The sequence below is a fragment of the Streptomyces sp. NPDC090798 genome (assembly GCF_044768965.1).
Classification (GTDB): Bacteria; Actinomycetota; Actinomycetes; order Streptomycetales; family Streptomycetaceae; genus Streptomyces.
The window spans coordinates 154,665-176,425 of sequence record NZ_JBIVXA010000011.1; the positions used below are offsets into that span (position 1 = coordinate 154,665).

Annotated in this window: 20 protein-coding genes; 9 read left to right on the forward strand and 11 right to left on the reverse strand. The window is 70.5% G+C overall.

Going from position 1 to position 21,761, the window contains the following annotated elements:
* Positions 1–79: 79 nt before the first annotated feature.
* From ACIQTP_RS24510 to ACIQTP_RS24520, 3 genes are all read left to right on the forward strand, one after another.
* A complete protein-coding gene (locus ACIQTP_RS24510) occupies positions 80–1,312 on the forward strand; it encodes an outer membrane lipoprotein carrier protein LolA (RefSeq protein ID WP_403403054.1) in 1,233 nt (410 codons plus the stop codon).
* Positions 1,313–1,406: 94 nt separating this feature from the next.
* The gene (locus tag ACIQTP_RS24515; protein WP_403403057.1) at positions 1,407–2,402 is read left to right on the forward strand and encodes an ABC transporter ATP-binding protein; all 996 of its coding nucleotides are present in this window, start codon (positions 1,407–1,409) and stop codon (positions 2,400–2,402) included.
* A complete protein-coding gene (locus ACIQTP_RS24520) occupies positions 2,389–3,291 on the forward strand; it encodes an ABC transporter permease (RefSeq protein WP_403403060.1) in 903 nt (300 codons plus the stop codon). The genes ACIQTP_RS24515 and ACIQTP_RS24520 overlap by 14 nt, the downstream gene beginning before the upstream one ends.
* Here the strand turns inward: ACIQTP_RS24520 and ACIQTP_RS24525 are convergent.
* Together ACIQTP_RS24525 and ACIQTP_RS24530 are read right to left on the reverse strand one after the other, a co-directional pair.
* A complete protein-coding gene (locus tag ACIQTP_RS24525) occupies positions 3,281–3,922 on the reverse strand; it encodes a flavodoxin family protein (RefSeq protein ID WP_403403062.1) in 642 nt (213 codons plus the stop codon). The two genes, ACIQTP_RS24520 and ACIQTP_RS24525, sit on opposite strands and share 11 nt — an antisense overlap.
* 207 nt (positions 3,923–4,129) lie before the next feature.
* The gene (locus ACIQTP_RS24530) at positions 4,130–4,678 is read right to left on the reverse strand and encodes a DUF6668 family protein (RefSeq protein ID WP_403403419.1); all 549 of its coding nucleotides are present in this window, start codon (positions 4,676–4,678) and stop codon (positions 4,130–4,132) included.
* Between the two features lie 236 nt (positions 4,679–4,914).
* On the opposite strand from ACIQTP_RS24530, the gene ACIQTP_RS24535 reads away from it, so the two are divergent.
* Complete coding sequence (locus tag ACIQTP_RS24535) at positions 4,915–6,120, forward strand: tetratricopeptide repeat protein (protein WP_403403065.1); 1,206 nt, start codon at positions 4,915–4,917, stop codon at positions 6,118–6,120.
* 50 nt (positions 6,121–6,170) lie between these two features.
* Here ACIQTP_RS24535 and ACIQTP_RS24540 read toward each other — a convergent pair whose 3' ends face one another.
* The 4 genes from ACIQTP_RS24540 to ACIQTP_RS24555 all read right to left on the reverse strand — a co-directional run bounded on the left by ACIQTP_RS24540 (position 6,171) and on the right by ACIQTP_RS24555 (position 9,882).
* A complete protein-coding gene (locus ACIQTP_RS24540; protein WP_403403068.1) occupies positions 6,171–7,118 on the reverse strand; it encodes a M28 family metallopeptidase in 948 nt (315 codons plus the stop codon).
* Positions 7,119–7,247: 129 nt separating this feature from the next.
* Positions 7,248–7,706: a VOC family protein gene (locus ACIQTP_RS24545; RefSeq protein ID WP_403403071.1), complete on the reverse strand. Its 459-nt coding sequence runs from the start codon at positions 7,704–7,706 to the stop codon at positions 7,248–7,250.
* Between the two features lie 120 nt (positions 7,707–7,826).
* The gene (rarD, locus tag ACIQTP_RS24550) at positions 7,827–8,840 is read right to left on the reverse strand and encodes an EamA family transporter RarD (RefSeq protein ID WP_403403422.1); all 1,014 of its coding nucleotides are present in this window, start codon (positions 8,838–8,840) and stop codon (positions 7,827–7,829) included.
* Positions 8,841–9,027: 187 nt separating this feature from the next.
* The gene (locus tag ACIQTP_RS24555; protein WP_403403074.1) at positions 9,028–9,882 is read right to left on the reverse strand and encodes an SDR family oxidoreductase; all 855 of its coding nucleotides are present in this window, start codon (positions 9,880–9,882) and stop codon (positions 9,028–9,030) included.
* Positions 9,883–10,091: 209 nt separating this feature from the next.
* Between ACIQTP_RS24555 and ACIQTP_RS24560 the strand changes: the two genes are divergently transcribed.
* Positions 10,092–10,454, forward strand: a complete 363-nt coding sequence (locus tag ACIQTP_RS24560; protein ID WP_403403425.1) for a winged helix-turn-helix transcriptional regulator — start codon at positions 10,092–10,094, stop codon at positions 10,452–10,454.
* 46 nt (positions 10,455–10,500) lie between these two features.
* Here ACIQTP_RS24560 and ACIQTP_RS24565 read toward each other — a convergent pair whose 3' ends face one another.
* The 5 genes from ACIQTP_RS24565 to ACIQTP_RS24585 form a co-directional block, all read right to left on the reverse strand.
* The gene (locus tag ACIQTP_RS24565) at positions 10,501–11,580 is read right to left on the reverse strand and encodes a 2-oxoacid:ferredoxin oxidoreductase subunit beta (RefSeq protein ID WP_403403077.1); all 1,080 of its coding nucleotides are present in this window, start codon (positions 11,578–11,580) and stop codon (positions 10,501–10,503) included.
* A complete protein-coding gene (locus ACIQTP_RS24570) occupies positions 11,573–13,504 on the reverse strand; it encodes a 2-oxoacid:acceptor oxidoreductase subunit alpha (RefSeq protein ID WP_403403080.1) in 1,932 nt (643 codons plus the stop codon). Before ACIQTP_RS24570 ends, ACIQTP_RS24565 begins: the two co-directional genes overlap by 8 nt.
* A gap of 293 nt (positions 13,505–13,797) precedes the next feature.
* Positions 13,798–14,457, reverse strand: a complete 660-nt coding sequence (locus ACIQTP_RS24575; RefSeq protein ID WP_054232179.1) for a response regulator transcription factor — start codon at positions 14,455–14,457, stop codon at positions 13,798–13,800.
* Positions 14,458–14,956: 499 nt separating this feature from the next.
* Positions 14,957–16,312 carry a sensor histidine kinase gene (locus tag ACIQTP_RS24580; RefSeq protein WP_403403083.1) on the reverse strand — a complete coding sequence of 452 codons (1,356 nt, stop codon included), beginning with the start codon at positions 16,310–16,312 and terminating at the stop codon, positions 14,957–14,959.
* A 432-nt stretch (positions 16,313–16,744) separates the two neighbouring features.
* Positions 16,745–18,019: a sensor histidine kinase gene (locus ACIQTP_RS24585; RefSeq protein ID WP_403403086.1), complete on the reverse strand. Its 1,275-nt coding sequence runs from the start codon at positions 18,017–18,019 to the stop codon at positions 16,745–16,747.
* 382 nt (positions 18,020–18,401) lie between these two features.
* Here ACIQTP_RS24585 and ACIQTP_RS24590 point away from each other — a divergent pair, with 382 nt between their 5' ends.
* The 4 genes from ACIQTP_RS24590 to ACIQTP_RS24605 are packed head-to-tail and all read left to right on the forward strand — an operon-like array spanning position 18,402 to position 21,761.
* The gene (locus ACIQTP_RS24590) at positions 18,402–18,815 is read left to right on the forward strand and encodes an NADH-quinone oxidoreductase subunit A (RefSeq protein WP_067367359.1); all 414 of its coding nucleotides are present in this window, start codon (positions 18,402–18,404) and stop codon (positions 18,813–18,815) included.
* On the forward strand, positions 18,806–19,456 hold the full coding sequence (locus ACIQTP_RS24595; protein WP_403403089.1) for an NADH-quinone oxidoreductase subunit B: 651 nt from the start codon (positions 18,806–18,808) through the stop codon (positions 19,454–19,456). The genes ACIQTP_RS24590 and ACIQTP_RS24595 overlap by 10 nt, the downstream gene beginning before the upstream one ends.
* Positions 19,453–20,796, forward strand: a complete 1,344-nt coding sequence (locus ACIQTP_RS24600; RefSeq protein ID WP_403403092.1) for an NADH-quinone oxidoreductase subunit C — start codon at positions 19,453–19,455, stop codon at positions 20,794–20,796. The genes ACIQTP_RS24595 and ACIQTP_RS24600 overlap by 4 nt, the downstream gene beginning before the upstream one ends.
* Positions 20,793–21,761: an NADH-quinone oxidoreductase subunit H gene (locus ACIQTP_RS24605; protein WP_403403095.1), complete on the forward strand. Its 969-nt coding sequence runs from the start codon at positions 20,793–20,795 to the stop codon at positions 21,759–21,761. Before ACIQTP_RS24600 ends, ACIQTP_RS24605 begins: the two co-directional genes overlap by 4 nt.

Below are 21,761 nucleotides of genomic sequence, written 5' to 3' on the forward strand. Positions count from 1 at the left end.
GGTTCGGGTGAGAATGGCGGCTACAGGGGTGGAGAAGTGAGGACGGTAGGCCGCCGCCGACGACGGAGGTAAGGCACACATGGCACCGTACGAATCCGACAGGACCGCCGGGGCGGAAGGACTGCCCGACGAGGCCGACGACGTCCGCGCCGGCCGGCGCAAGGCGGCTCGTTACGTCGTTCCGGTCGCAGTGGTGGGGGTGGCGGCCGCGACCATCGGGCTCGTCCCGGCGCTCGCCGACTCCGGCGACCCCAGCCTGCCGAAGATCACCGCAGAGCAGCTCATAGAGAAGATCGCCAAGTCGGACGTCCAGCAGTTGTCCGGCACGGTCAAGGTCAGCACCGATCTCGGACTGCCCAGCCTGGGCGGCCTGGAGAGCGGCATGCTGTCCGGCGCCACCAAGGGGTCGGGCGACTCGTCCGCCGACCCGCAGTCCAAGCTCCTGGAGCTGGCCTCCGGCACGCACACGGTGCGCGTCGCGGCCGACGGCCCGGACAAGGCCAAGGTCTCCGTCCTGGAGAACGCCGCCGAGTACAGCGTCATCCACAACGGCAACGACGTATGGGCGTACGACAGCAAGTCGAACGAGGTGTACCACTCGACGGCCCCCGCGGCCGAAAAGGGCAAGGAGAAGGCGCCGAAGGACGTCCCGACGACGCCCAAGGAGCTCGCCGACGAGGCCCTGAAGTCGGTCGACGACACGACCTCCGTGACGGTCGACGGCACGGCGCAGGTCGCGGGCCGTGACGCCTACAAGCTGCTCATCAAGCCGAAGCAGTCCGGCTCCACGGTCGGCGCGATCACCGTCGCGGTGGACGCGAAGACCGGGGTGCCGCTGAAGTTCACGCTGGTCCCGAAGAGCGGCGGCGCGGCCGTCGTGGACGCCGGTTTCACCCAGGTCACCTTCGCCAAGCCGGCCGCCTCGACCTTCGACTTCACCCCGCCGAAGGGTGCGAAGGTCACCGAGGGCAAGGATGGCAAGGACCCCAAGGACACCAAGGCCCCGGAGTCCGCTCCGACCCGCGGCGATCTCGGCAAGGGGCTCGAGGGTCCGAAGACCATCGGCAAGGGCTGGAGCACCATCGCCGAGTTCGACACGGGCGGCCAGGGCTTGCCCTCCGGCGCGTCGTCCCAGGGCGGCAACGTCTCCGGGTTCCTGAACTCCCTCGGCGACCACGTCAAGGGCAAGTTCGGCTCGGGCACGGTCTTCTCGACCCGACTGGTCAACGCGCTGATCACGGACGACGGCAAGGTGTACGCCGGTGCGGTCACCAAGGACGCGCTGGTGAAGGCGGCCAACGCGGCCCACTGAGACGCGTACGGCCGGAACTGACGGACGGAACTGACGTACAGAACTGACGTACAGAACCGACCACCGTACGGACGAAGCCGAAACGAGGGAGTCCATGGAGGAGCGGTCCGCCGAGGGTACGGACCCGCCTGCGGCGGGCACCGCCACCGCGTCCGCCGAGGGCGCGGTCATCGCCACCCATGCGCTCACCAAGCGCTTCCGGGGCGGACAGCTCGCCGTGGACGGCCTCGATCTGACCGTCCCGGCGGGCAGCGTCTTCGGCTTCCTCGGGCCCAACGGCTCGGGCAAGACCACCACCATCCGCATGCTGATGGGCCTGATCGAGCCGACCTCGGGCACGGCGCGGGTGCTGGGGCAGCCCATGCCCCGTGCCACCCGCGCCGTGCTCCCGCACGTGGGCGCCCTCATCGAGGGCCCCGCGCTGTACGGCTTCCTCTCCGGCCGCGACAACCTCCTCCGGTACGACGCCGCCGACCCGACCGCCGACCCGCGCACCCGGCGTACCCGCGTCGAGGCCGCCCTCGAGCGGGTCGGACTCACCGCGGCCGCGGGCAAGAAGGCGAAGGCGTACTCGCTCGGCATGAAGCAGCGCCTCGGGCTCGCGGCCGCGCTGCTCCAGCCCCGCCGCCTGCTCGTCCTGGACGAGCCGACCAACGGCCTCGACCCGCAGGGCATGCGCGAGATCCGTTCCCTGGTGCGGGAGCTGGCCTCGGACGGCACGACCGTCTTTCTCTCCTCGCACCTGCTCGACGAGATCGAGCAGGTGTGCACGCACGCCGCCGTGATGGCACAGGGGCGGCTGATCACCCAGGGCCCGGTGGCGGAGCTCGCGGCGGGGGCGCGGGGGCGGCTGGTCGTGACCACCCCGGACCCCGGGGACGCGGCGCGCGTACTGAAGGAACAGGGAGTCGCGGATCTGGTCGTGACGGAGACGGGCGTGTGGGCCGAACCCCCGGACCGCGAACTCGCCGAACTGAACGCCGCGTTGGTCACGGCGGGCGTCCGCGTCCGTGGCTTCGGCGTCGAACGGGCCTCACTGGAGGACGCGTTCGTGGCGCTGACGGGGGAGGGGTTCGATGTCGCGGGCTGAGGCCGAGGCCGAGTTGGTACGCGTCCAGGACACGGCGATACGGAAACCGAGCCCCCTGTGGACCTTCGGACTCTTCCGCAGCGAGCTCCTCACCACCTTCCGGCGCTGGCGGACCATCGCGCTGCTCGCCGTGCTCGCGGCCGTGCCGATCCTCATCGGCATCGCGATCAAGATCGAGACGCGCGACGGCTCGACGGCGGGCGGTGGTGGCGGCGAAGGACCGGCGTTCATCTCGCAGATCACCAACAACGGCCTGTTCCTGGTGTTCACGGCGCTTGCCGCGACCCTCCCCTTCTTCCTGCCGATGGCCATCGGCGTCATCGCGGGCGACGCGATCGCGGGTGAGGCGAACGCGGGGACCCTGCGCTACCTGCTGGTCGCGCCCGCCGGCCGTACCCGCCTGCTGCTCACCAAGTACGCGACCACCATGACGTTCTGCCTGGTCGCGACCCTGGTGGTGGCGCTCTCGGCGCTCGCGGTCGGCGCACTGCTCTTCCCCCTGGGCGAGCTGACGACGATCTCCGGGACCCGGATCAGCTTCACCGAGGGGCTCGGGCGAGCGCTCCTCATCGCGCTGGTCGTCGCCGCGTCACTGATCGGCGTCGCGGCCCTCGGCCTGTTCGTCTCGACACTGACCAACAGCGGCATCGCGGCGATGGCGACGACGGTCGGCCTTGTCATCACGATCCAGATCCTGGACCAGATCCCCCAGCTGCACGCCCTCCAGCCGTACTTCTTCTCCCACTACTGGCTGTCCTTCGCCGACCTCATGCGCGACCCGGTGTACTGGGACGACCTGGTCCGCAATCTCGGACTCCAGGGCCTGTACGCGGCGGTGTTCGGCTCGGCGGCGTGGGCGCGGTTCACGGCGAAGGACATCACCGCGTAGTCGCCAGGCCCTGCGTTTCGCGCCTCTCGGGCGTGTCGTCGGTGTCGTGCGTCTCGTAGGGGTAGCGGGCGGGTGGCGCCTCCTGTGCGAAGAACGTCTTCGCACGCGCCAGCGCGGCCGTGTCCTTCAGTACGTCACCGGGCTTGCTGCCGTTGCCGAGCAGGACCCCGCCGAAACGCATGCCCAGGTACGCGGCCGAGTGGTTGAGAGTGCCGATCAGCGGGTCGGCGACCTCTTCCTCCTCGTGCGCCAGCGCGGTGACGCCCCACAGGGTGCGCCCCGCCATCCTGGCCTTGAAGTCGACGCCGGGAGTGCGCAGCCAGCCCGACCAGTAGTCCAGGTAGCGCTTCGTGAGGCCGGACACCGAGTACCAGTACAACGGCGAGGCGATCACGATGTCGGTGGCCGCCAGGGTGGCGTCGAGCAGCAGCGCCGGGTTGCTCCCCGCGGCCGGGTGTACGTGGTCGCTGTCGCGCCGCAGGTCCACGAAGTCGGGCAGCGGGTGCTCGGCGAGGCTCAGCCAGCGCTGCTCGACATCCGCGGGCAGCTGTTCGGCGGCCCGGCGGGCCAGCAGCTCGGTGTTGCCGTCGGGGCGGCTGCTGCCGAGCAGGAACAGGAAATGACGGTTCATGGGTCCCCCAGGGTGCGTGTGCGACGGGTCGCTGAACGCCACGACCACAACTGCATGCGTGCACAATATATGCACACGCATGCGAAGTCCATGTCGGTCGCCGGGTCGCCGGGATGCAGGGACGCCGGGACGCCCGGATGGCGGATGCTGGGCGTCGGCTGTCGGCTGCGGGGTCCTGTCGGGGTCCTGTCGGGGTCCTGCCGGGGTTCAGGGCAGACGCGCGGCCCCCGTCAGGCGGGCCAGCGCGGCCGTTTCGCGGGGCGGCGCCGAGGCGAGGTCACCGAGGCGCCACGCCGGGATCCACGGCACCTGATACACGTCGATCATCGAATCGATCACCTTGACGCGCTGGGCGAGAGGGCGGGGGAGCCGTCCGGGCGCGTCCGCGACCAGCACCACGGCGTCGAGGTCGAGCCCCGGGGGCGCCTCGCCCCGGCGGAAGGTCTCCAGGGTGTGCGAGACGGCGTCCAGTCCCGCCGCGTGCGTACGCCCCACGAGGAGCACAGACCCCGGTTCTCCCAGGTCGGGCCGGGGCCAGTTCCGCCCGGCGTCATGGCCGCCGAAGACCGCGGCGAGCGTGGTGGTGCCTGCGCCGCCGTGCGTCGCGACCCAGGCGAACCGCCGGGGGCCGACGGCGAGGTGGCCCGGTTCGCCCCCGGCGGGTTCGGGCCACTGAACGGGTTCCGCCGTGTCGGCGACTGGCCCGCGGAGCCAGATCTCGGGCCCGTGCGCCCCCTGCCGCATACTCCCCTGCATCACCTGACCACTCTCCTCGGTCGTCGGTCGTCAGCCATCGGTCATCACTCGTCGGTCAACGGTCATCCGTCATCGGTCGCCATCAACCGTCGTACTTGTTGTCGGCCACTCTTACGAGCCTGTGACGCCGTAGTGACGCATGCAGCGGTGGTGAGCCGAGAGACTTGACTGTATGTACCTGACCGGATCTTGAGGCAAGGTCGACGCATGGAAGTACGACCCGAGTGAGGGAATCGATGTCTCGACTCAGCCGCGGACAGAAGCGGGAATCCAAGCGGCAGCGCTCGGCGGTCGGCCCCGGTGCCGGCCCGCTGGAGGTGTGGGTCCCCGTGCCCGCGGGGGAAAGCGGGGGCGGTGCCACGGTCGGCGGTGTGCCGGTCGTCGTGGTGCCCGGCGAGAGCGTCCAGGCCGCCGTCCTGAACCACCTCCACGGACTCGCCCTCGCCGCCGGTCACTCCGTCCTCGTCACCATCCACGACGAACGGATCGGCTTCGTCGTACCGCTGGAGGTGTACGGGGACGGGTCGAGCCGGTACACGGGCGAGCCGGTACGGATCGGGCCGCCGGCCGAGGTACCCGGGGTGCCCGCATCCCCTCCCGCGGTGCCCGCATCCCCTCCCGCGGTGCCCGCATCCCCTCCCGCGGCGCCTCCCGCGGTGCCCGCGGCCCCTCCCGCGGCGCCGCCGGTGCCGGAGCCTCAGCCCCTGCCCCTGCCCGCGGCGACGCATGTGCTGCGGGCGCTGCCGGAGCCGACGGGGGACGCCACCCCCGGTGTCGCGGTGGCTCCGACGGGAGAGTTCGGCCCGCCGCCCGTGGGGCTGAGTCCTGAGCGTCCGGCCCCCGCGATGGGGGCCATGTCCCTCATGGACCCCGAGCCGGAGCCGGAACCGAAGCCCACTCCCGCGCGGGGCTTCGACGCTGTCGCCGAGTCGGTGCTGGCGCCGGTTCAGGAGACGGAGGGCGCGGCGTTCCTCATGGAGCCCGTGGCGCGGATCAACGAGGCCGTGAAGATGGGCCGGATCGAAGAGGCCACGGGGATGGCGGAGCGGGTCGGCGCGGACGCGTCGCGGTCGCTGGGCCCCGAGCACCCGGAGGTGCTGCGGCTGCGTGAGCTGACCTCGTACATCGCCTACTTGGCCGGTGACCCGCTCCGCGCGTTCCATCTGTCCCTCGACCTCGCGCGGGTCCGCAGGCGGCACCAGGACGCGGACGCCGCGTACGGCAACGTACAGAGCGCCGCCGCGGCCTGGCGTGCCGTCCGCGACCCCGTGCAGGGGCTGAACCTGGGGCAGGACCTGATCACGCTGTGGACCGAACTCGTGGCCGACGGCGGCCCCGCCGCCGACGACCTCGAACAGCTCGAGTCGGCCCGCACCCGCATGACCCGCCTCGCGGAGCGGGCCCGGGCCCGCTCCCTGGCGGACAACCCGTACACACCCTAGGAGGGCTGGGAGGACGAGGAGCCCCAGGAGCCCCAGGGACCCCAGGAGTCCTAGGAGGACAGCGTCCACACGGCGTACGCCAGCGCGTCCGCGTTCCGGTTCAGCGCCGTGTCGTCGATGTTGGACGCCGTGTCGCAGGAGGCGTGGTAGCAGCGGTCGAAGGCCTGGCCGGAGGTGCCGCCCCACTTGGCTGCCTGGGCGGCCGTCTTGATATAGTCGGCGCCGCTGAAGAGACCGCCGACCGGTATGCCCACGTTCTTGAAGGGGGAGTGGTCCGAGCGGCCGTCTCCCTCGGTCTCCGGCTCCGTGGCGATGCCGACGCCCGCGAAGTAGTCCTTGAAGGTCTTCTCGATCGTGGGGTCGTCGTCGTAGACGAAGTAGCCGGGGTTCGGTGAGCCGATCATGTCGAAGTTCAGATAGTCGCCGATCTTCGCCCGGTTCGCGGAGGACAGGCTGTTCACGTAGTACTTCGAGCCGACCATCCCCAGCTCCTCCGCGCCCCACCAGGCGAACCGCAGGTGCTTGGTGGGCTGGTACTGGGCCCGGGAGACGGCGAGCGCGGTCTCCAGGATCGCGGCGGACCCGGATCCGTTGTCGTTGATGCCGGGCCCCGCGGTCACGCTGTCGAGATGGGAGCCCGCCATGACGACCTTGTTGGCGTCGCCGCCGGGCCAGTCGGCGATCAGGTTGTACCCGGTGCGGCCGGAGGACGTGAACTGCTGGAGGGTCGTGGTGAATCCGGCCGCGTCCAGCTTCGCCTTCACATAGTCGATGGAGGCCTTGTAGCCGGTGCGGCCGTGTGCGCGGTTGCCGCCGTTGGCGGTGGCGATGGACTGCAGCTGTGCGAGATGGGCCTTGACGTTGGCCACGGGGATGTCGGGTGCGGCGGCCGCGGCGGTGGGGGCGGGCGCCGCGCCGGCTATCGCGCCGGTGGTGAGGAGCGTGACGGCCGCGACGACGACGGCGCCGGTGGCACGCCCGGGAACGGAGAGCTTCATGTGGGGGGCTCCGGATTCCTTATGGGAATGAGGTGCCTGATGGTGTTTCTGAGGCTGATGTTCCGTCAAGAGCGCAATCCGGTCAGGCTGGTTCGCATAGCGAACCCGGGCCACCGGGGTGGGCGACGCTCATGCCACGCAGAACTCGTTCCCCTCCGGGTCGGCCATCACCACCCACTCGCCGGCCGGTTCCTTCACGTGCCGCAGCACGTCCGCGCCCAGCCCCTCCAGCCGGGCGACCTCGTCCGCGCGTCGGCCCTCGCCCGGGTGCAGGTCGAGATGGAGCCGGTTCTTGACGGTCTTCGGCTCAGGGACGCGCTGGAAGAGCAGGCGCCGCCCGAGCCCGATGCCGCGCTCCTTGTCGTACGGGTCGTCCGGATGCCGTACGGCGATCAGGTCCCGGAAGGCCGGGCGGCCGTGGAAGTCGACGGTGGCCTCGGCCGGCAGGGCGCCGAGGTCCAGCAGTCGTTCGACGAGCGCGCTGTTGTCCTCGATCTCGTAACCGAGGGCGGCGGCCCAGAAGTCGGCTTGGGCGTGCGGGTCGGTGGCGTCGATGACCAGCTTCCAGTGCATGGGCGTAGGCGTCATGCAGCCACTCATAGTGGTTGCGTGACTGAGCGCGCAACGGATTGGCGCAGGTGCCCCTTGAACACCGGACACGCCGAGGCTTTCAGGGGCGCGGGGCAGGGGCGGCGGGGGCGAAACCCTCTACGGCTTGGCGTCCACGGCGGCGGCATCCCGCACGCCGGCAACGGCATTTCCGACGGCATCTCCGGGGGCCCCGGCCTTGAGCGCCCGAGCCGCCCGCCGCGCGGTCCGCAGCGCGTCGAAGGTGAGCAGCGACAACGCGAGCCAGACCAGCGCGAACCCGGCCCACCGCTCCGGCGGCATGGCCTCGTGGAAGTAGAGGATGCCGAGCAGGAACTGGAACACCGGGGCGAGGTACTGCAACAGCCCCAGCGTGGACAACGGCACCCGTATCGCGGCCGCGCCGAAACAGACCAGCGGAAGCGCGGTCACCACGCCCGTCGCCGCGAGCAACGTCGCATGCCCCGCGCCCTCCGTGCCGAAGGTCGCGCCCCCGCTCGAACCCAGCCACAGCAGATAGGCGAGCGCGGGCAGGAACTGGATGGCCGTCTCGGCGGCGAGCGACTCGATCCCGCCGAGGTTGACCTTCTTCTTCACCAGCCCGTACGTGGCGAAGGAGAAGGCGAGGGTGAGGGAGATCCACGGCGGCCGGCCGTACCCGATGGTGAGGACGAGCACCGCGCAGAAGCCGACACCGACCGCCGCCCACTGCACGGGGCGCAGCCGTTCCTTCAGCAGCAGGACGCCCATGGCGATGGTGACGAGCGGGTTGATGAAGTAGCCGAGGGACGCCTCGACGACGTGCTCGCTGTTCACGGCCCAGATGTAGACGCCCCAGTTGACCGTGATCACGGCCGCCGCGACGCTGATCAGCGCCAGCTTGCGCGGCTGTCGCAGCAGCTCGCCGAGCCAGGCCCAACGCCGCATCACCAGCAGGGCGACGCCGACCACGGCGAGGGACCACACCATCCGGTGGGCGAGGATCTCCAGGGCCCCGGCCGGCTTCAACAGCGGCCAGAAGAGGGGAACGAGCCCCCACATGCCGTACGCGGCGAAGCCGTTCAACAGCCCGATGCGCTGCTCGGCCTTGGATATCTGGGGACCCGTCGAGCCGACGGGGCCACTGGAAGCCATGGAGCCGGTCGCGCCTATCGAATTCTTCGCCTGCTGCACGGCCGTCGGCCCTCCCTCTCGCACAGCTGCTCCCGCGCAGCCTCCAAGAAGGTAGCGCCGAGCACCCCCGCCTGTCATGCCCGTATCGCTATACGGTCATGACAGGCGGGGGTTCGGAGGGCGACGGTGCCGGGGCCCCGAGGGGGAGTCAGCCCTTCAGCGCCGCCGCGATCGACTCGGCGACCGGCGTGGTCGGGCGGCCGGTCAGCCGGGACAGGTCACCGCTGGTGCCCGCGAGCTCGCCCTTCTCGATGGACGCGTCGACGCCCGCCAGGATCGCGGCGAGGGGGCCGGGCAGTCCGGCGCCGGTCAGGATGCCGGTGAGCACCTCGACGGAGACGGCGTTGTAGACGATCTCCTTGCCGGACCGCTCGGCCACCAGGGCGGCGTACTCCGCGAAGCTCCACGCGGTGTCGCCGCTCAGTTCGTACGTCTTGTTCTCGTGGCCCTCGCCGGTCAGTACGGCCACGGCGGCGGCCGCGTAGTCGGCGCGGGTGGCGGAGGCGACCTTGCCGTCGCCGGCGGCCTGGGTGACGGCGCCGTGCTCGAGGACCGGGGCGAGGTTCTCGGTGTAGTTCTCGTTGTACCAGCCGTTGCGCAGCAGGGCGTAGGGCACACCCGACTCCAGGATCGCCTTCTCGGTGCCCTTGTGGTCGTCGGCGAGGGCGGCGGTGAGGGTGCCCGGCGCGCTGGTGTACGCGAAGAGCGCGACCCCGGCGGCCTTGGCGGCGTCCAGGACGACCTGGTGCTGGTTGACGCGGCCCTTGTCGAACTCGTTGCCGGAGATGAGCAGCACCTTGTCACCGGCGGCGAAGAGGGTTCCGAAGGACCCGGGCTCGTTGTAGTCGGCGACCGCGATCTTCACACCGCGGGCCGCGAAGCCCGCGGCCTTCTCCGCGTCGCGGACGACTGCGGTGATCTGGTCGGCCGGAACCTTCTCCAGCAGTCCCTCGATGACGTGGCGGCCGAGGTGTCCGGTGGCTCCGGTGACGACGATGCTCATGACTTGGCTCCTTGTGGGGTAGGTCTGACGCTAACCCTAGGATGTGCGCTAACTCTGCGAAAGTACCCACTTTGAAGTAAGGTACTGGCATGGGAGTAAGTGCCAAGATGCCCACCGACACTCCGGCCGCGTCCAAGCTTGTTGCCGTCTCCAAGATTGCGACGGTCTCCAAGCCCGCGGCCGTCTCCAAGTACGACACCGGCGAGGCGATGTGCCCGTACCGCCTCGTCCTGGAGCACGTCACCAGCCGCTGGGGCGTGCTCGTACTGATCGAGCTCCTCGACCGCCCCTACCGCTTCAGCGAGCTGCGCCGGGCGATCGGCCGGGTCAGCGAGAAGATGCTCACCCAGACCCTCCAGACCCTGGAGCGCGACGGTCTTGTCCACCGTGACGCGAAGCCCGTGATCCCGCCCCGCGTCGACTACTCGCTCACCGAACTGGGCCGCGAGGCCGCCGAGCAGGTGCGCGCGCTCGCCGGCTGGACCGAGGACCGGATGGACGACGTCGAGAAGTCCCGCCTGGCATACGACGAGGCCCGGGCGTCAGCCACCCGGGCCTCTGGAACATCTTGAACGCCTCGAATAACGCCTCGAGCAACGCCTCGAACGGTCGGCTCGCTCAGCCGACGACCGTCCAGGTGTCCCCGCCCGCGAGGAGCGTGGCGAGATCGCCCTTGCCGTTCTGTTCGATGGCCGTGTCGAGCTGGTCGGCCATCTGGGTGTCGTAGACCGGCCGCTCCACGGAGCGCAGGACGCCGATCGGGGTGTGGTGCAGGGTGTCCGGGTCGGCCAGCCGGGAGAGCGCGAAGGCCGTGGTCGGGGACGCGGAGTGGGCGTCGTGGACCAGGATCTGTGCCTCGTTCTCCGGGGTGACGGTGACGACCTTCAGGTCACCGGTCAGCTGATCCCGTACGACACCCTTGGCGCGGTCCGCGCCGAAGCGGATCTGCTGCCCGTGTTCGAGGCGGATCACCGCCTCCTCGGCCTGCTGCTTGTCCTTGAGAGCCTCGAAGGCGCCGTCGTTGAAGATGTTGCAGTTCTGGTAGATCTCCACCAGCGCCGTGCCCGGGTGGGCGGCGGCCTGCCGCAGTACGCCGGTGAGGTGCTGGCGGTCGGAGTCCACGGTCCGGGCCACGAAGGACGCCTCCGCGCCGATGGCCAGGGACACCGGGTTGAAGGGCGCGTCCAGCGAGCCCATCGGCGTCGACTTGGTGATCTTGCCGACTTCGGAGGTCGGCGAGTACTGCCCCTTGGTGAGGCCGTAGATCCGGTTGTTGAACAGCAGGATCTTCAGGTTCACGTTGCGGCGCAGCGCGTGGATCAGATGGTTGCCGCCGATGGAGAGGGCGTCCCCGTCACCGGTCACCACCCACACGCTCAGGTCACGCCTGCTGGAGGCGAGGCCCGTCGCGATGGCGGGCGCGCGGCCGTGGATGGAGTGCATACCGTACGTGTTCATGTAGTACGGGAAGCGGGACGAGCAGCCGATGCCCGACACGAAGACGATGTTCTCCTTGGCGAGGCCGAGCTCGGGCATGAAGCCCTGTACGGCGGCCAGGACCGCGTAGTCACCGCAACCGGGGCACCAGCGCACTTCCTGATCGGACTTGAAGTCCTTCATGGACTGCCTGGCCTCGGCCTTGGGCACCAGGGTGAGGGCCTCGATCGTGTCCGCGCTTCCTGTGGACGTCTCAGCCATCGATGGCCTCCTTGAGCGCCGTGGCGAGCTGTTCGGCCTTGAACGGCATGCCGTTGACCTGGTTGTAGGAGTGCGCGTCGACCAGGTACTTCGCCCGGACGAGCGTGGCGAGCTGGCCGAGGTTCATCTCGGGGATCACCACCTTCTCGTAACGCCCCAGCACCGCGCCGAGATTCCGGGGGAAGGGGTTGATGTGGCGCAGATGGGCCTGCGCGATGTTCTCCCCGGCCGTCCGCAGCCGCCGTACCGCCGCGGTGATGGGTCCGTACGTCGAACCCCAGCCCAGCACCAGGGTGTTGGCCTCGCCGGAGGGGTCGTCGACCTCGATGTCCGGGACGTCGATGCCGTCGATCTTCGCCTGGCGGGTGCGGACCATGAAGTCGTGGTTGGCGGGGTCGTAGGAGATGTTGCCCGTGCCGTCCTGCTTCTCGATGCCGCCGATGCGGTGCTCGAGCCCCGGTGTGCCCGGGATCGCCCAGGGGCGGGCCAGGGTCCCCGGGTCGCGCTTGTACGGCCAGAACACCTCGGTGCCGTCGTCCAGGGTGTGGTTCGGACCCTGTGCGAACTGCACCTGCAGGTCCGGGAGTTCGTCGACCTCCGGGATCCGCCACGGCTCGGAGCCGTTGGCCAGGTAGCCGTCGGAGAGGAGGAGGACGGGGGTGCGGTAGGTGAGGGCGATCCGGGCCGCCTCCAGGGCGGCGTCGAAACAGTCGGCCGGTGTGCACGGGGCGACCACCGGGACCGGGGCCTCTCCGTTGCGCCCGTACATCGCCTGGAGCAGGTCCGCCTGCTCCGTCTTCGTCGGCAGACCCGTGGACGGGCCGCCGCGCTGGATGTCGATGACCAGCAGTGGCAGTTCGAGGGAGACCGCGAGCCCGATGGTCTCCGACTTCAGCGCCACACCCGGCCCGGAGGTGGTGGTGACGGCGAGGGAGCCGCCGAAGGCCGCGCCCAGGGCCGCGCCGATGCCCGCGATCTCGTCCTCGGCCTGGAAGGTGCGCACGCCGAAGTTCTTGTGCCTGCTGAGCTCGTGCAGGATGTCTGAGGCGGGGGTGATCGGGTAAGAGCCCAGGTAGAGGGGCAGGTCCGCCTGTTTGGAGGCGGCGATCAGGCCGTACGACAGGGCCAGGTTCCCGGAGATGTTGCGGTAGGTGCCGGTCGGGAAGGTCTTGGCGGCCGGAGCGACCTCGTACGAGACCGCGAAGTCCTCCGTCGTCTCACCGAAGTTCCAGCCCGCCCGGAACGCGGCGATGTTGGCGGCGGCGATCTCGGGCTTCTTCGCGAACTTGGTCTGCAGGAACTTCTCCGTGCCCTCGGTGGGCCGGTGATACATCCACGACAGAAGCCCCAGCGCGAACATGTTCTTGCTGCGCTCGGCCTCCTTGCGGGACAGCTCGAACTCCTTGAGCGCCTCGACCGTCATCGTCGTCAGCGGGACCGGATGGACGGCGTACCCGTCCAGCGAACCGTCCTCCAGCGGGCTGGCCGCGTAACCGACCTTCGCCATCGCCCGCTTCGTGAACTCGTCCGTGTTGACGATGATCTCCGCGCCGCGCGGCACATCACCGATGTTCGCCTTGAGCGCCGCCGGATTCATGGCCACCAGCACATTCGGCGCGTCACCGGGTGTGAGGATGTCATGGTCCGCGAAATGCAGCTGAAATGAAGAAACGCCCGGCAGGGTGCCTGCGGGCGCTCGGATTTCGGCGGGGAAGTTCGGCAGCGTCGAAAGATCGTTGCCGAAGGACGCCGTCTCGGAGGTGAAGCGGTCGCCGGTGAGTTGCATTCCATCACCGGAGTCGCCCGCGAACCGGATGATCACCCGGTCGAGCCGGCGTGTTTCCTTCGCCCCCGCCGGTTTGCGCTGTTCTCCTACGACGGCTTCGTCGGCGTGCTCCGCTGGGCTACTGACCTGGCTGGTCACTTAACTGGACCTCCTTCGAGGCGGCTGTCTGGGAGTGGCCTTCCCGCAGGCCCTCCCAGGATCAACCCTACGTCTGTAAGGGTCGCCTTCCCCCGGCCGTTCGCATGATGGACACCATTTTGAGACGGTTCGACGCCCTGATTTGTCATGACTTACTCGCCCCCGACGCTCCTCTGGAAGACGCTTCTACCTCATCCTTTGGTTCTCGTGCCGGTCTCGCGCCGCTCTGGTGCCGTGTCGGGCGTCCCTGTCACCCGGGGGCGCTTCCGTTCTGCTGACCCAGTGTCAGTCCCTCAGGAGTTCAGATAGGTGAGGACCGCGAGAACACGCCGGTGATCGCCGTCGCTCGGGGAAAGTCCGAGTTTCAGGAAGATATTGCTGACGTGCTTCTCGACCGCTCCGTCACTCACCACGAGCTGCCGCGCGATCGCCGAGTTGGTGCGTCCCTCGGCCATAAGTCCTAGGACCTCCCGCTCCCGCGGGGTGAGCCCGGCCAGCACGTCCTGCTTACGGCTGCGCCCGAGCAGCTGCGCGACCACTTCCGGGTCCAGCGCGGTACCCCCCTGGGCCACCCGCACCACCGCGTCCACGAACTCGCGCACCTCCGCGACGCGGTCCTTGAGCAGGTAGCCGACGCCACGGCTCGAACCGGCCAGCAGTTCGGTGGCGTAGCGCTCCTCCACGTACTGCGACAGCACCAGCACCCCCACCCCCGGGTGCTGCTTGCGCAGCTGCACGGCCGCCTTCACGCCCTCGTCGGTGTGCGTCGGCGGCATCCGTACGTCGGCGACCACGACGTCCGGCAGCGAGTCCTGGGCCGCCAGGTCGGTGATGGTCTTGATCAGCGCGTCGCCGTCTCCGACACCGGCCACGACGTCGTGCCCGCGGTCGGTCAACAACCGGGTCAGGCCCTCCCTGAGCAGCACTGAATCCTCGGCGATGACCACCCGCACCCTGTCCTCCACGATTCTCGGCCCCCCACACCATTCCCCGACCCACGCCGGCCGCGTCCCCGCTCATACATCAGCCCACAGCATCCCAGCATTCGAACCGCCCTGTGCCGGGGCAAGGGGAATCAAGGGAAATCAAGGGAAATCAGGGGGTGGGGGGAGGGGGAATACGGGGGGCGCACTTTTGGCTCCGGGTGGGGTTCAGGGGGGCGGGGATTTCGGGCTGGTGGGGGGAGGAGGGGGCGGCGGTGCCCCTGGGGGCGCACTCGTGCCGCCTCGTAAAGGTTCTTTGGTGGGGCGTAGGGGCAGGGCAGTGGGATTCGGGGAGCCCCCGGGGTGCGGGGGCGCGCGCGGGCTCGCGAGGGCGGGGTCTCGCGGGGTTGCGGCCGTGGTCCGCTGGGGTGCAGGGGCGGAGCCCCGCCGGGGGGGTGGGGGCGGAGCCCCCGGGATGGGACGGGTAGGGGCGGCGGGGGCGAGAAACACCCCACCCCACGCCCCCCGCTCACCCCCGCCAGGGCAACTCCGCAGTAATCCGACTGGGCCCACCCACAGGAGAGTCCACCACCAGAACCCCGTCCACCGCATCGAGCCGCTCCGCCAGCCCCGCAAGCCCGGAACCACCGGAAACATCGGCCCCACCCACACCATCGTCGACAACCTGAACCATCAACCGGTTATCGACCCGCCACACATCGACCATCGCCCGCGTCGCCCGCGCATGCTTACTGATGTTCTGCAGCAGCTCGGAGACGGTGAAGTACGCGATCCCCTCGATCGCCGGCGCCGGCCGAGCGGGAAGATCCACATCCACCTGCACCGGCACGGTGCACCGCGAGGCCACGGAAGACAGTGCCGCATCCAGCCCACGATCGGTCAGCACGGCCGGATGAATCCCACGCGCCAGATCCCGCAGCTCCTGCAACGCCGTCTTCACCTCACCGTGCGCCTCGTCCACCATCCGCGCCGCGGCCCGCGGATCCTCGGTGAGCTTCTCCTTGGCAAGCCCGAGCCCCATCGCGAGATTGACGAGCCGCGCCTGCGCCCCGTCGTGCAGATCCCGCTCGATGCGCCGCAGGTCCGCCGCGGCCGTGTCGACCACGACCCCCCGGTCCGACTCCAGCTCGACCACCCGGCTCGCCAGCCGCGACGGCCCGAGCAGCCCCGCCACCATCACCCGGTCCACCGTGGTCAGCGCCCGCACGATCCACGGCGTGGCCATCGTGATCAGCAGCCCCAGCAGCGCGGTGACGGTGATCTCGAAGGGGTTGTCCAGGTAGATGCGGTGCGCGCCGTCGCCGTAGAGCTGGAGGCCGCCCTGCCCGCCGTACACCGGGAAGAGCCAGAACCACAGCGGATACGTCAGCATCGCCCAGCCGTACACCCAGAAGCTCAACGCCACCACGAACGAGAACACCGACCACGGGAACTGCACCACCGAGTACAACAGATGCCGCCACGCCGAACCGCTCTTGAGGATCGCACCCATCCACGCCATCGCCCCGTGCTTGCGCACCCGCAGGGGCTCCGGCGCGGCCACCTCGATCCCGAGCAACCCACGCGCCCGCGCCCGCTCCAGCGCGCCGAACCCGAGGATGCCGGCGAGGGCCGCGGCGAGCACCGGGATCCCCAGGAAGGTGATCAGCAGCCCCATGCCGAGCGAGAACATCGTGACGGCGAACGTGAACATGAGGATGCCGACCGGCAGGCCCGACATCACATAACCGAACTCGCGCCAGCTGCGCGCCTCGATCGGCGCCCGCAGCGGTGCCGGGAGACGGTGCCGCCGCTCCTCGGCGCCCGCCTCGTGGAATCCGGGCCCGCTCGGGTACCCGTACCCCTGTCCGTACTCCGTCGCCATCGGTGTCGTCCGTTCTACTCGTCCTGCTCGTCGGCTCGTACTCCCACCCTGCTGTCCCCGGCCCTTCCCGACCATGGAGCGGGTCGGCGTCTTGGGACGGGGGTTTTCCCTACCCCGGAGCCCGACGCCCGCCCGGAAAACGCGGGGGCCGCGCCTGTAGGAAACCGGGCAGAGGCCGCGCCCGTACGGAAACGACGCAGATGCCTCAGACGTACGGAAATCACACACAGGCACCTCAGCCGTACGGAAACCGCACATACATCTCAGTCATGCGCAGACCCCGCACCGACCGCCCCGCCAAGACCCACCGACCGCCCCGCCAAGACCCACCGACCGCCCCGCCAAGACCCCCCGGCCAAGGCCCGTCCGCCGGTCCCGCCCGTCCCACTCGCCCCGTCAGCCCCGTCAGCCCCGTCGGCCCCGTCAGCCCCGTCAGCCCCGCCCGTCCCCCCGGTCCCGCCAAGGCAGCTCCGCCGTGATGGTGGTCGGCCCGCCGGGCGGCGAGTCGACGACGAACAGCCCGTCCACCGCGCCCAGCCGGTCCGCGAGCCCCGCCATCCCCGTACCGCCGTCGAGGGCGGCCCCACCGCGCCCGTTGTCCTGGACCTGTATGAGCAGCCGCTCGTCCGACCGCCACACGTCGACGGACGCGGAGCGCGCCCCGCTGTGCTTGCTGACGTTCTGCAACAGCTCGGACACGGTGAAGTAGGCGATGCCCTCGATGGCGGCGGCCGGTCGCGTCGGGAGGTCGGCCGTCACCTTCACCGGCACGGTGCAGCGCGAGGCGACCGACGACAGCGCCGCGTCGAGGCCCCGGTCGGTGAGGACCGCGGGATGGATGCCACGGGCCAGATCGCGCAGCTCCTGCAGGGCCAGCTTCACCTCGCCGTGCGCCTCGTCGACCATGGCCGCGACGGTCTCGTCGGCCTGGCCCTCGAGGAGCTTCTCCTTGGCGAGCCCGAGCCCCATCGCGAGGTTGACGAGCCGCGCCTGCGCCCCGTCGTGCAGATCCCGCTCGATGCGCCGCAGGTCCGCCGCGGCCGTGTCGACCACGACCCCCCGGTCCGACTCCAGCTCGGCGATGCGCCGCTCCAACTCGTCCGAGGGCGACAGCAGCCCGCGCACCATGGCCCGGTCCACGTTCGTCAGCCCCCGAGCGAGGAACGGCAGCACCGGCCACAGCAGGAACAACGACGTCAGCGTGACCGTGAACGTGACGATGCCCCACGGCAGCCGGATGAAGTCGTACAGCGCCGTCCGCCAGGCCACCGGGTCCCGCAGGCTCGACCACAGCCAGGGGAAGAAACCCGTCCCGCGCACCGGCATCGGACTCGGCTCGTCGATCCGCACGCCGAGCAGCTTGCGCGCCCGCGCCCGCTCCATCCGGCCCAGCAGCCGCGTGCCCCGCAGCCCGCCCGCGAGCAGCGGCAGCCCGATCACCGTCACGGCCAGCCCCGCGCCCGTGGAGATGAGCGTCACGACGTACACGAAGCCGAAGATCGAGGCCGGCAGATTGGCGAGGAGGTGCGCGATCTCCTTCCACGTCTGCCGGCTGAGGGCGAAACGTGGGGGAGGCAGCCGGTCACTGTCGGCCGACTTGTCGGGTACATCCGGTGCGCCCGGTATATCCAGGGCTCGCGGCGTGTCCGACGGGCCGACGGGGCCGACAGGGCCGACAGGGCCGACAGGGATGATGCGTTCGGTCATATTCGCTAGCCTGCCCGGCGGCGAGCCGCCGCGCCATGAGGTCGACCGCCACGATCCACTGGGGAAAACCCCACCCCTTGAGGTGAAAGCGATCGCCGCCGCGCGGTGTACCTGGATGTGCTCGCGAGGTGAAATGGGAAGTGACCGCGAGGTGCGGACGGGAATCCGGTGACACGTGAGCCGGGCGAGTCCGGGAACCCGGCGACGGGCGAGGCGGACGAGTCCGTGACATGTCCCCGATAGCCAATGCGTGACGGGCTGCTTACCGTCTCTTTAGCAGGCCCTAGACTCCCGTCCGTACAGATCGTCGAACGGGGCGCATCACAGCGTGCGCGACGGGGCGCGCGCCGGGCGCAACGAGGTCAGGGAGTGAGGGGCTGACGTGCCGGAACCGACCGTTGTCACGGCAACCGGGGCCGTCGTCGCGGCGGGCTACTTCCAGTCGTACTCGGTCGTCGGACTGCTCGCCGTCGTCGGCGTGCTCTTCGTCGCCGTCGCCTTCGGGGCGGGCCGTCTGCTGCGGCCGGTGGTCCCGACCCCCGAGAAACTCCTGACGTACGAGTGCGGCGTCGACCCCGTCGGCGAGGGCTGGGCCCACACCCAGGTCCGCTACTACGTCTACGCCTTCCTCTACGTCATCTTCGCCGTCGACTCGATCTTCCTCTTCCCCTGGGCGACCGTCTTCGCCGCGCCCGGCTACGGCGCGGCCACCCTCGTGGAGATGTTCATCTTCCTCGGCTTCCTGGCCGTGGGCCTGCTGTACGCATACAAGAAGGGCGTCCTGACATGGACGTGACCCCCTCGGACGTGACCCCCTCGACGACCTCCGAGCCGGCGCCGCCGCCCGAGTCCATGCTTCCCGAGCCGGTGCTGCTTCCCGAGCCGAAGCGGCTCGGCGTGCTCTCCCGGCTGGCTCCGGAGCCGATGAAGGTGGTCCTGAACTGGGGCCGCCGCTACTCGCTCTGGGTCTTCAACTTCGGTCTCGCCTGCTGCGCGATCGAGTTCATCGCCGCGTCGATGGCCCGGCACGACTTCATCCGGCTCGGCGTGATCCCGTTCGCGCCGGGTCCGCGCCAGGCCGACCTGATGGTCGTCTCCGGCACGGTCACGGACAAGATGGCCCCGGCCGTCAAGCGCCTCTACGAGCAGATGCCCGAGCCGAAGTACGTCATCTCCTTCGGCGCGTGCTCCAACTGCGGCGGCCCATACTGGGACTCCTACTCCGTCACCAAGGGCGTCGACCAGATCATCCCGGTGGACGTCTACGTCCCCGGGTGCCCGCCCCGCCCCGAGGCGCTGCTCCAGGGCATCCTCAAGCTCCAGGAGAAGATCGCCCGGGAGTCGCTGGGGGAGCGCTACAGCTCCTCGCCGCGTCCGTCGGCCGCCGCCCTCCAGAGCGACCTGGTGCGTCCGCCCGCCGTGGGGGAGGACCGATGACCGTCGGCTGGCTCCCCGCCCCCGTCGAGGAACTCTTCGGCCCGGAGGCCACGGCCGAGGAGTCGTACGAGGTCCTGACGGTCGACGTACCGCCGACTGCCTGGCTCTCCGCCCTGGAGACCGCGCGCGACTCGCTGGGCTGCACCTACTTCGACTGGCTGAGCGCCGTCGACGAACCCGGCACGGGCTTCCGCGTCGCCGCGCACGTGGTGGCCCTGTCCCCCGTACGCCGCCTCCTCGTCCGTACGACCGTCCCGCACGAGGCACCCGTCCTGGCGACGGCGGTCTCCGTGTACGCCGGCGCCGGCTGGCACGAGCGCGAGACCCACGAAATGTTCGGCGTCACCTTCGAGGGCCACCCGGGCCTCGCCCCCCTTCTTCTCCCCGAGGGCTTCGAAGGCCACCCCCTCCGCAAGGACTTCGTCCTCGCCGCCCGCGTCGCCAAGGCCTGGCCCGGGGCGAAGGAGCCGGGGGAGTCCGATCACGGTGGCCCCAAGCGCCGCCAGATGCTTCCGCCCGGCGTCCCCGACCCCAACGAATGGGGTCCCCTGAAGGGCCAGCTCGCCCCGGCCCCCGCCCGCCCGGCGCGCGGAGCGGCCCGAGCCGCCGGCGACCGCCCGGTGCGGCGGGCCCGCACGGCGGGCGAGGGCTCGGCAAGCCAGGCCACCACCACCGGCGGCACGGGGACCGGTCCCGCCGCCGGTGCCACCACTGCCGCCACTGCCGGTGCGCAGGCCCCGACGCCACCGCGCCGGGCGCGCAGCGCGAGCCAGGGCTCGGCCAGCCAGCAGACCGAGGCCCCGGCCACCGACCAGCAGGCGACCACGACAGCCCCCGGCGCCCCTGGGGTCGCCGAGCCGACGCCTCCCGCCGGCCCCCGCCGTGCGCGCAGCGCGAGCCAGGGCTCGGCGACACAAAGGACGCAGGCCACCGAGCCGCCCGCTCCCACCGAACCAACACCCTCCACCGAACCAACGCCCCCCGCGGGGCCGACAGTTCCCGCCGAGCCGCCCGCTGCCGCCGTACCAGCAAGGCCCGCGGCGCCGCGCAGCTCCGACGCCCCTTGGCACCACGCCCGCCCCGCGTTCGACGAGCCGAAGCAGGAGCCGAAGCAGGAGCCGGCGCAGGAGTCGGCGCCGGAGTCCGGTTCGGAGCCGGGGGCCACCCCGGAGCCCGCAGCCGCCCCGAGGCCCGCCCCCGAGGCCACCGCGAAACCCCCCGCATCCCCCGACTCGGACTCGGAACTGGACTCCGACTCGGACCCCGGCTCCACCCCCACCCCCGAAGACCCCACCCCCGAAGACCCCACCCCCAGAAACCCAACCGGAGGCACGCAGTGAACGACGCTCTCGACGTCGCCCTACGCCTCCTGGTCGTCTTCGTCGTGTTCCTGACGTTCCCCCTGATCGTCGGTCAGACCGAGCACAAGGTGATGGCCCACATGCAGGGCCGCCTCGGCCCGATGTACGCCGGCGGCTTCCACGGCTGGGCCCAACTCGTCGCGGACGGCGTGAAGTTCGCACAGAAGGAAGACATCGTCCCCACGGGTGCGGACCGCCGTATCTTCCAGCTCGCCCCCGCCGTCGCCCTCCTCCCGTACCTGCTCGTCCTCCTCGCCATCCCGATCGGCCCGGGCGAGGGCGCCGTCGGCCAGGTCGTCGACGCGGGCATCTTCTTCGTTCTCGCCGTGATGGGCGTGGGCGTCCTCGGCTCGCTCATGGCGGGCTGGGCCTCGGCGAACAAGTTCTCCCTCCTCGGCGGCCTGCGCACCGCCGCGCAGCTCCTCGCGTACGAACTCCCGATGCTGCTGACCGCCGCCTCCGTCGCGATGGCGGCCGGCACGGTCTCCCTGCCCGGCATCGTCGCCGCCTTCGAGTGGTGGTGGGTGCCCTGGCAGATCGTCGGCGCGGTCGTCTTCTTCGTGGCGGGCCTCGCCGAACTCCAGCGGCCGCCCTTCGACATGCCCGTCGCCGACTCGGAGATCATCTTCGGCGCGTACACCGAGTACACCGGCCTGCGCTTCGCGCTCTTCCTCCTCGCCGAGTACGCCGGAATCGTCGTCCTGTGCGGTCTGACCACCGTCCTCTTCCTGGGCGGCTGGCACGGCCCGTGGGGTGCCGACGGCCTCGGCTGGGTCTGGACCCTGCTGAAGACGGCCCTCCTCGCCTTCGTCGTGATCTGGCTGCGCGTCACCTACCCCCGCCTGCGCGAGGACCAGCTCCAGAAACTCTCCTGGACCCTCCTCGTTCCCCTCTCTCTCGCCCAGATCGCCCTCACCGGCATCGTCAAGGTGGTGATCTCGTAA

Coding starts and splice junctions, on each gene's coding strand:
- ACIQTP_RS24535 (WP_403403065.1), top strand. CDS start 4,915: ATGTCTCGACTCAGCCGCGGACAGAAGCGGGAATCCAAGCGGCAGCGC.
- ACIQTP_RS24545 (WP_403403071.1), bottom strand. CDS start 7,706: ATGACGCCTACGCCCATGCACTGGAAGCTGGTCATCGACGCCACCGAC.
- ACIQTP_RS24560 (WP_403403425.1), top strand. CDS start 10,092: ATGTGCCCGTACCGCCTCGTCCTGGAGCACGTCACCAGCCGCTGGGGC.
- ACIQTP_RS24510 (WP_403403054.1), top strand. CDS start 80: ATGGCACCGTACGAATCCGACAGGACCGCCGGGGCGGAAGGACTGCCC.
- ACIQTP_RS24585 (WP_403403086.1), bottom strand. CDS start 18,019: ATGACCGAACGCATCATCCCTGTCGGCCCTGTCGGCCCTGTCGGCCCC.
- ACIQTP_RS24600 (WP_403403092.1), top strand. CDS start 19,453: ATGACCGTCGGCTGGCTCCCCGCCCCCGTCGAGGAACTCTTCGGCCCG.
- ACIQTP_RS24565 (WP_403403077.1), bottom strand. CDS start 11,580: ATGGCTGAGACGTCCACAGGAAGCGCGGACACGATCGAGGCCCTCACC.
- ACIQTP_RS24525 (WP_403403062.1), bottom strand. CDS start 3,922: ATGAACCGTCATTTCCTGTTCCTGCTCGGCAGCAGCCGCCCCGACGGC.
- ACIQTP_RS24595 (WP_403403089.1), top strand. CDS start 18,806: ATGGACGTGACCCCCTCGGACGTGACCCCCTCGACGACCTCCGAGCCG.
- ACIQTP_RS24555 (WP_403403074.1), bottom strand. CDS start 9,882: ATGAGCATCGTCGTCACCGGAGCCACCGGACACCTCGGCCGCCACGTC.
- ACIQTP_RS24530 (WP_403403419.1), bottom strand. CDS start 4,678: ATGCAGGGGAGTATGCGGCAGGGGGCGCACGGGCCCGAGATCTGGCTC.
- ACIQTP_RS24580 (WP_403403083.1), bottom strand. CDS start 16,312: ATGGCGACGGAGTACGGACAGGGGTACGGGTACCCGAGCGGGCCCGGA.
- ACIQTP_RS24515 (WP_403403057.1), top strand. CDS start 1,407: ATGGAGGAGCGGTCCGCCGAGGGTACGGACCCGCCTGCGGCGGGCACC.
- ACIQTP_RS24540 (WP_403403068.1), bottom strand. CDS start 7,118: ATGAAGCTCTCCGTTCCCGGGCGTGCCACCGGCGCCGTCGTCGTCGCG.
- ACIQTP_RS24520 (WP_403403060.1), top strand. CDS start 2,389: ATGTCGCGGGCTGAGGCCGAGGCCGAGTTGGTACGCGTCCAGGACACG.
- rarD (WP_403403422.1), bottom strand. CDS start 8,840: ATGGCTTCCAGTGGCCCCGTCGGCTCGACGGGTCCCCAGATATCCAAG.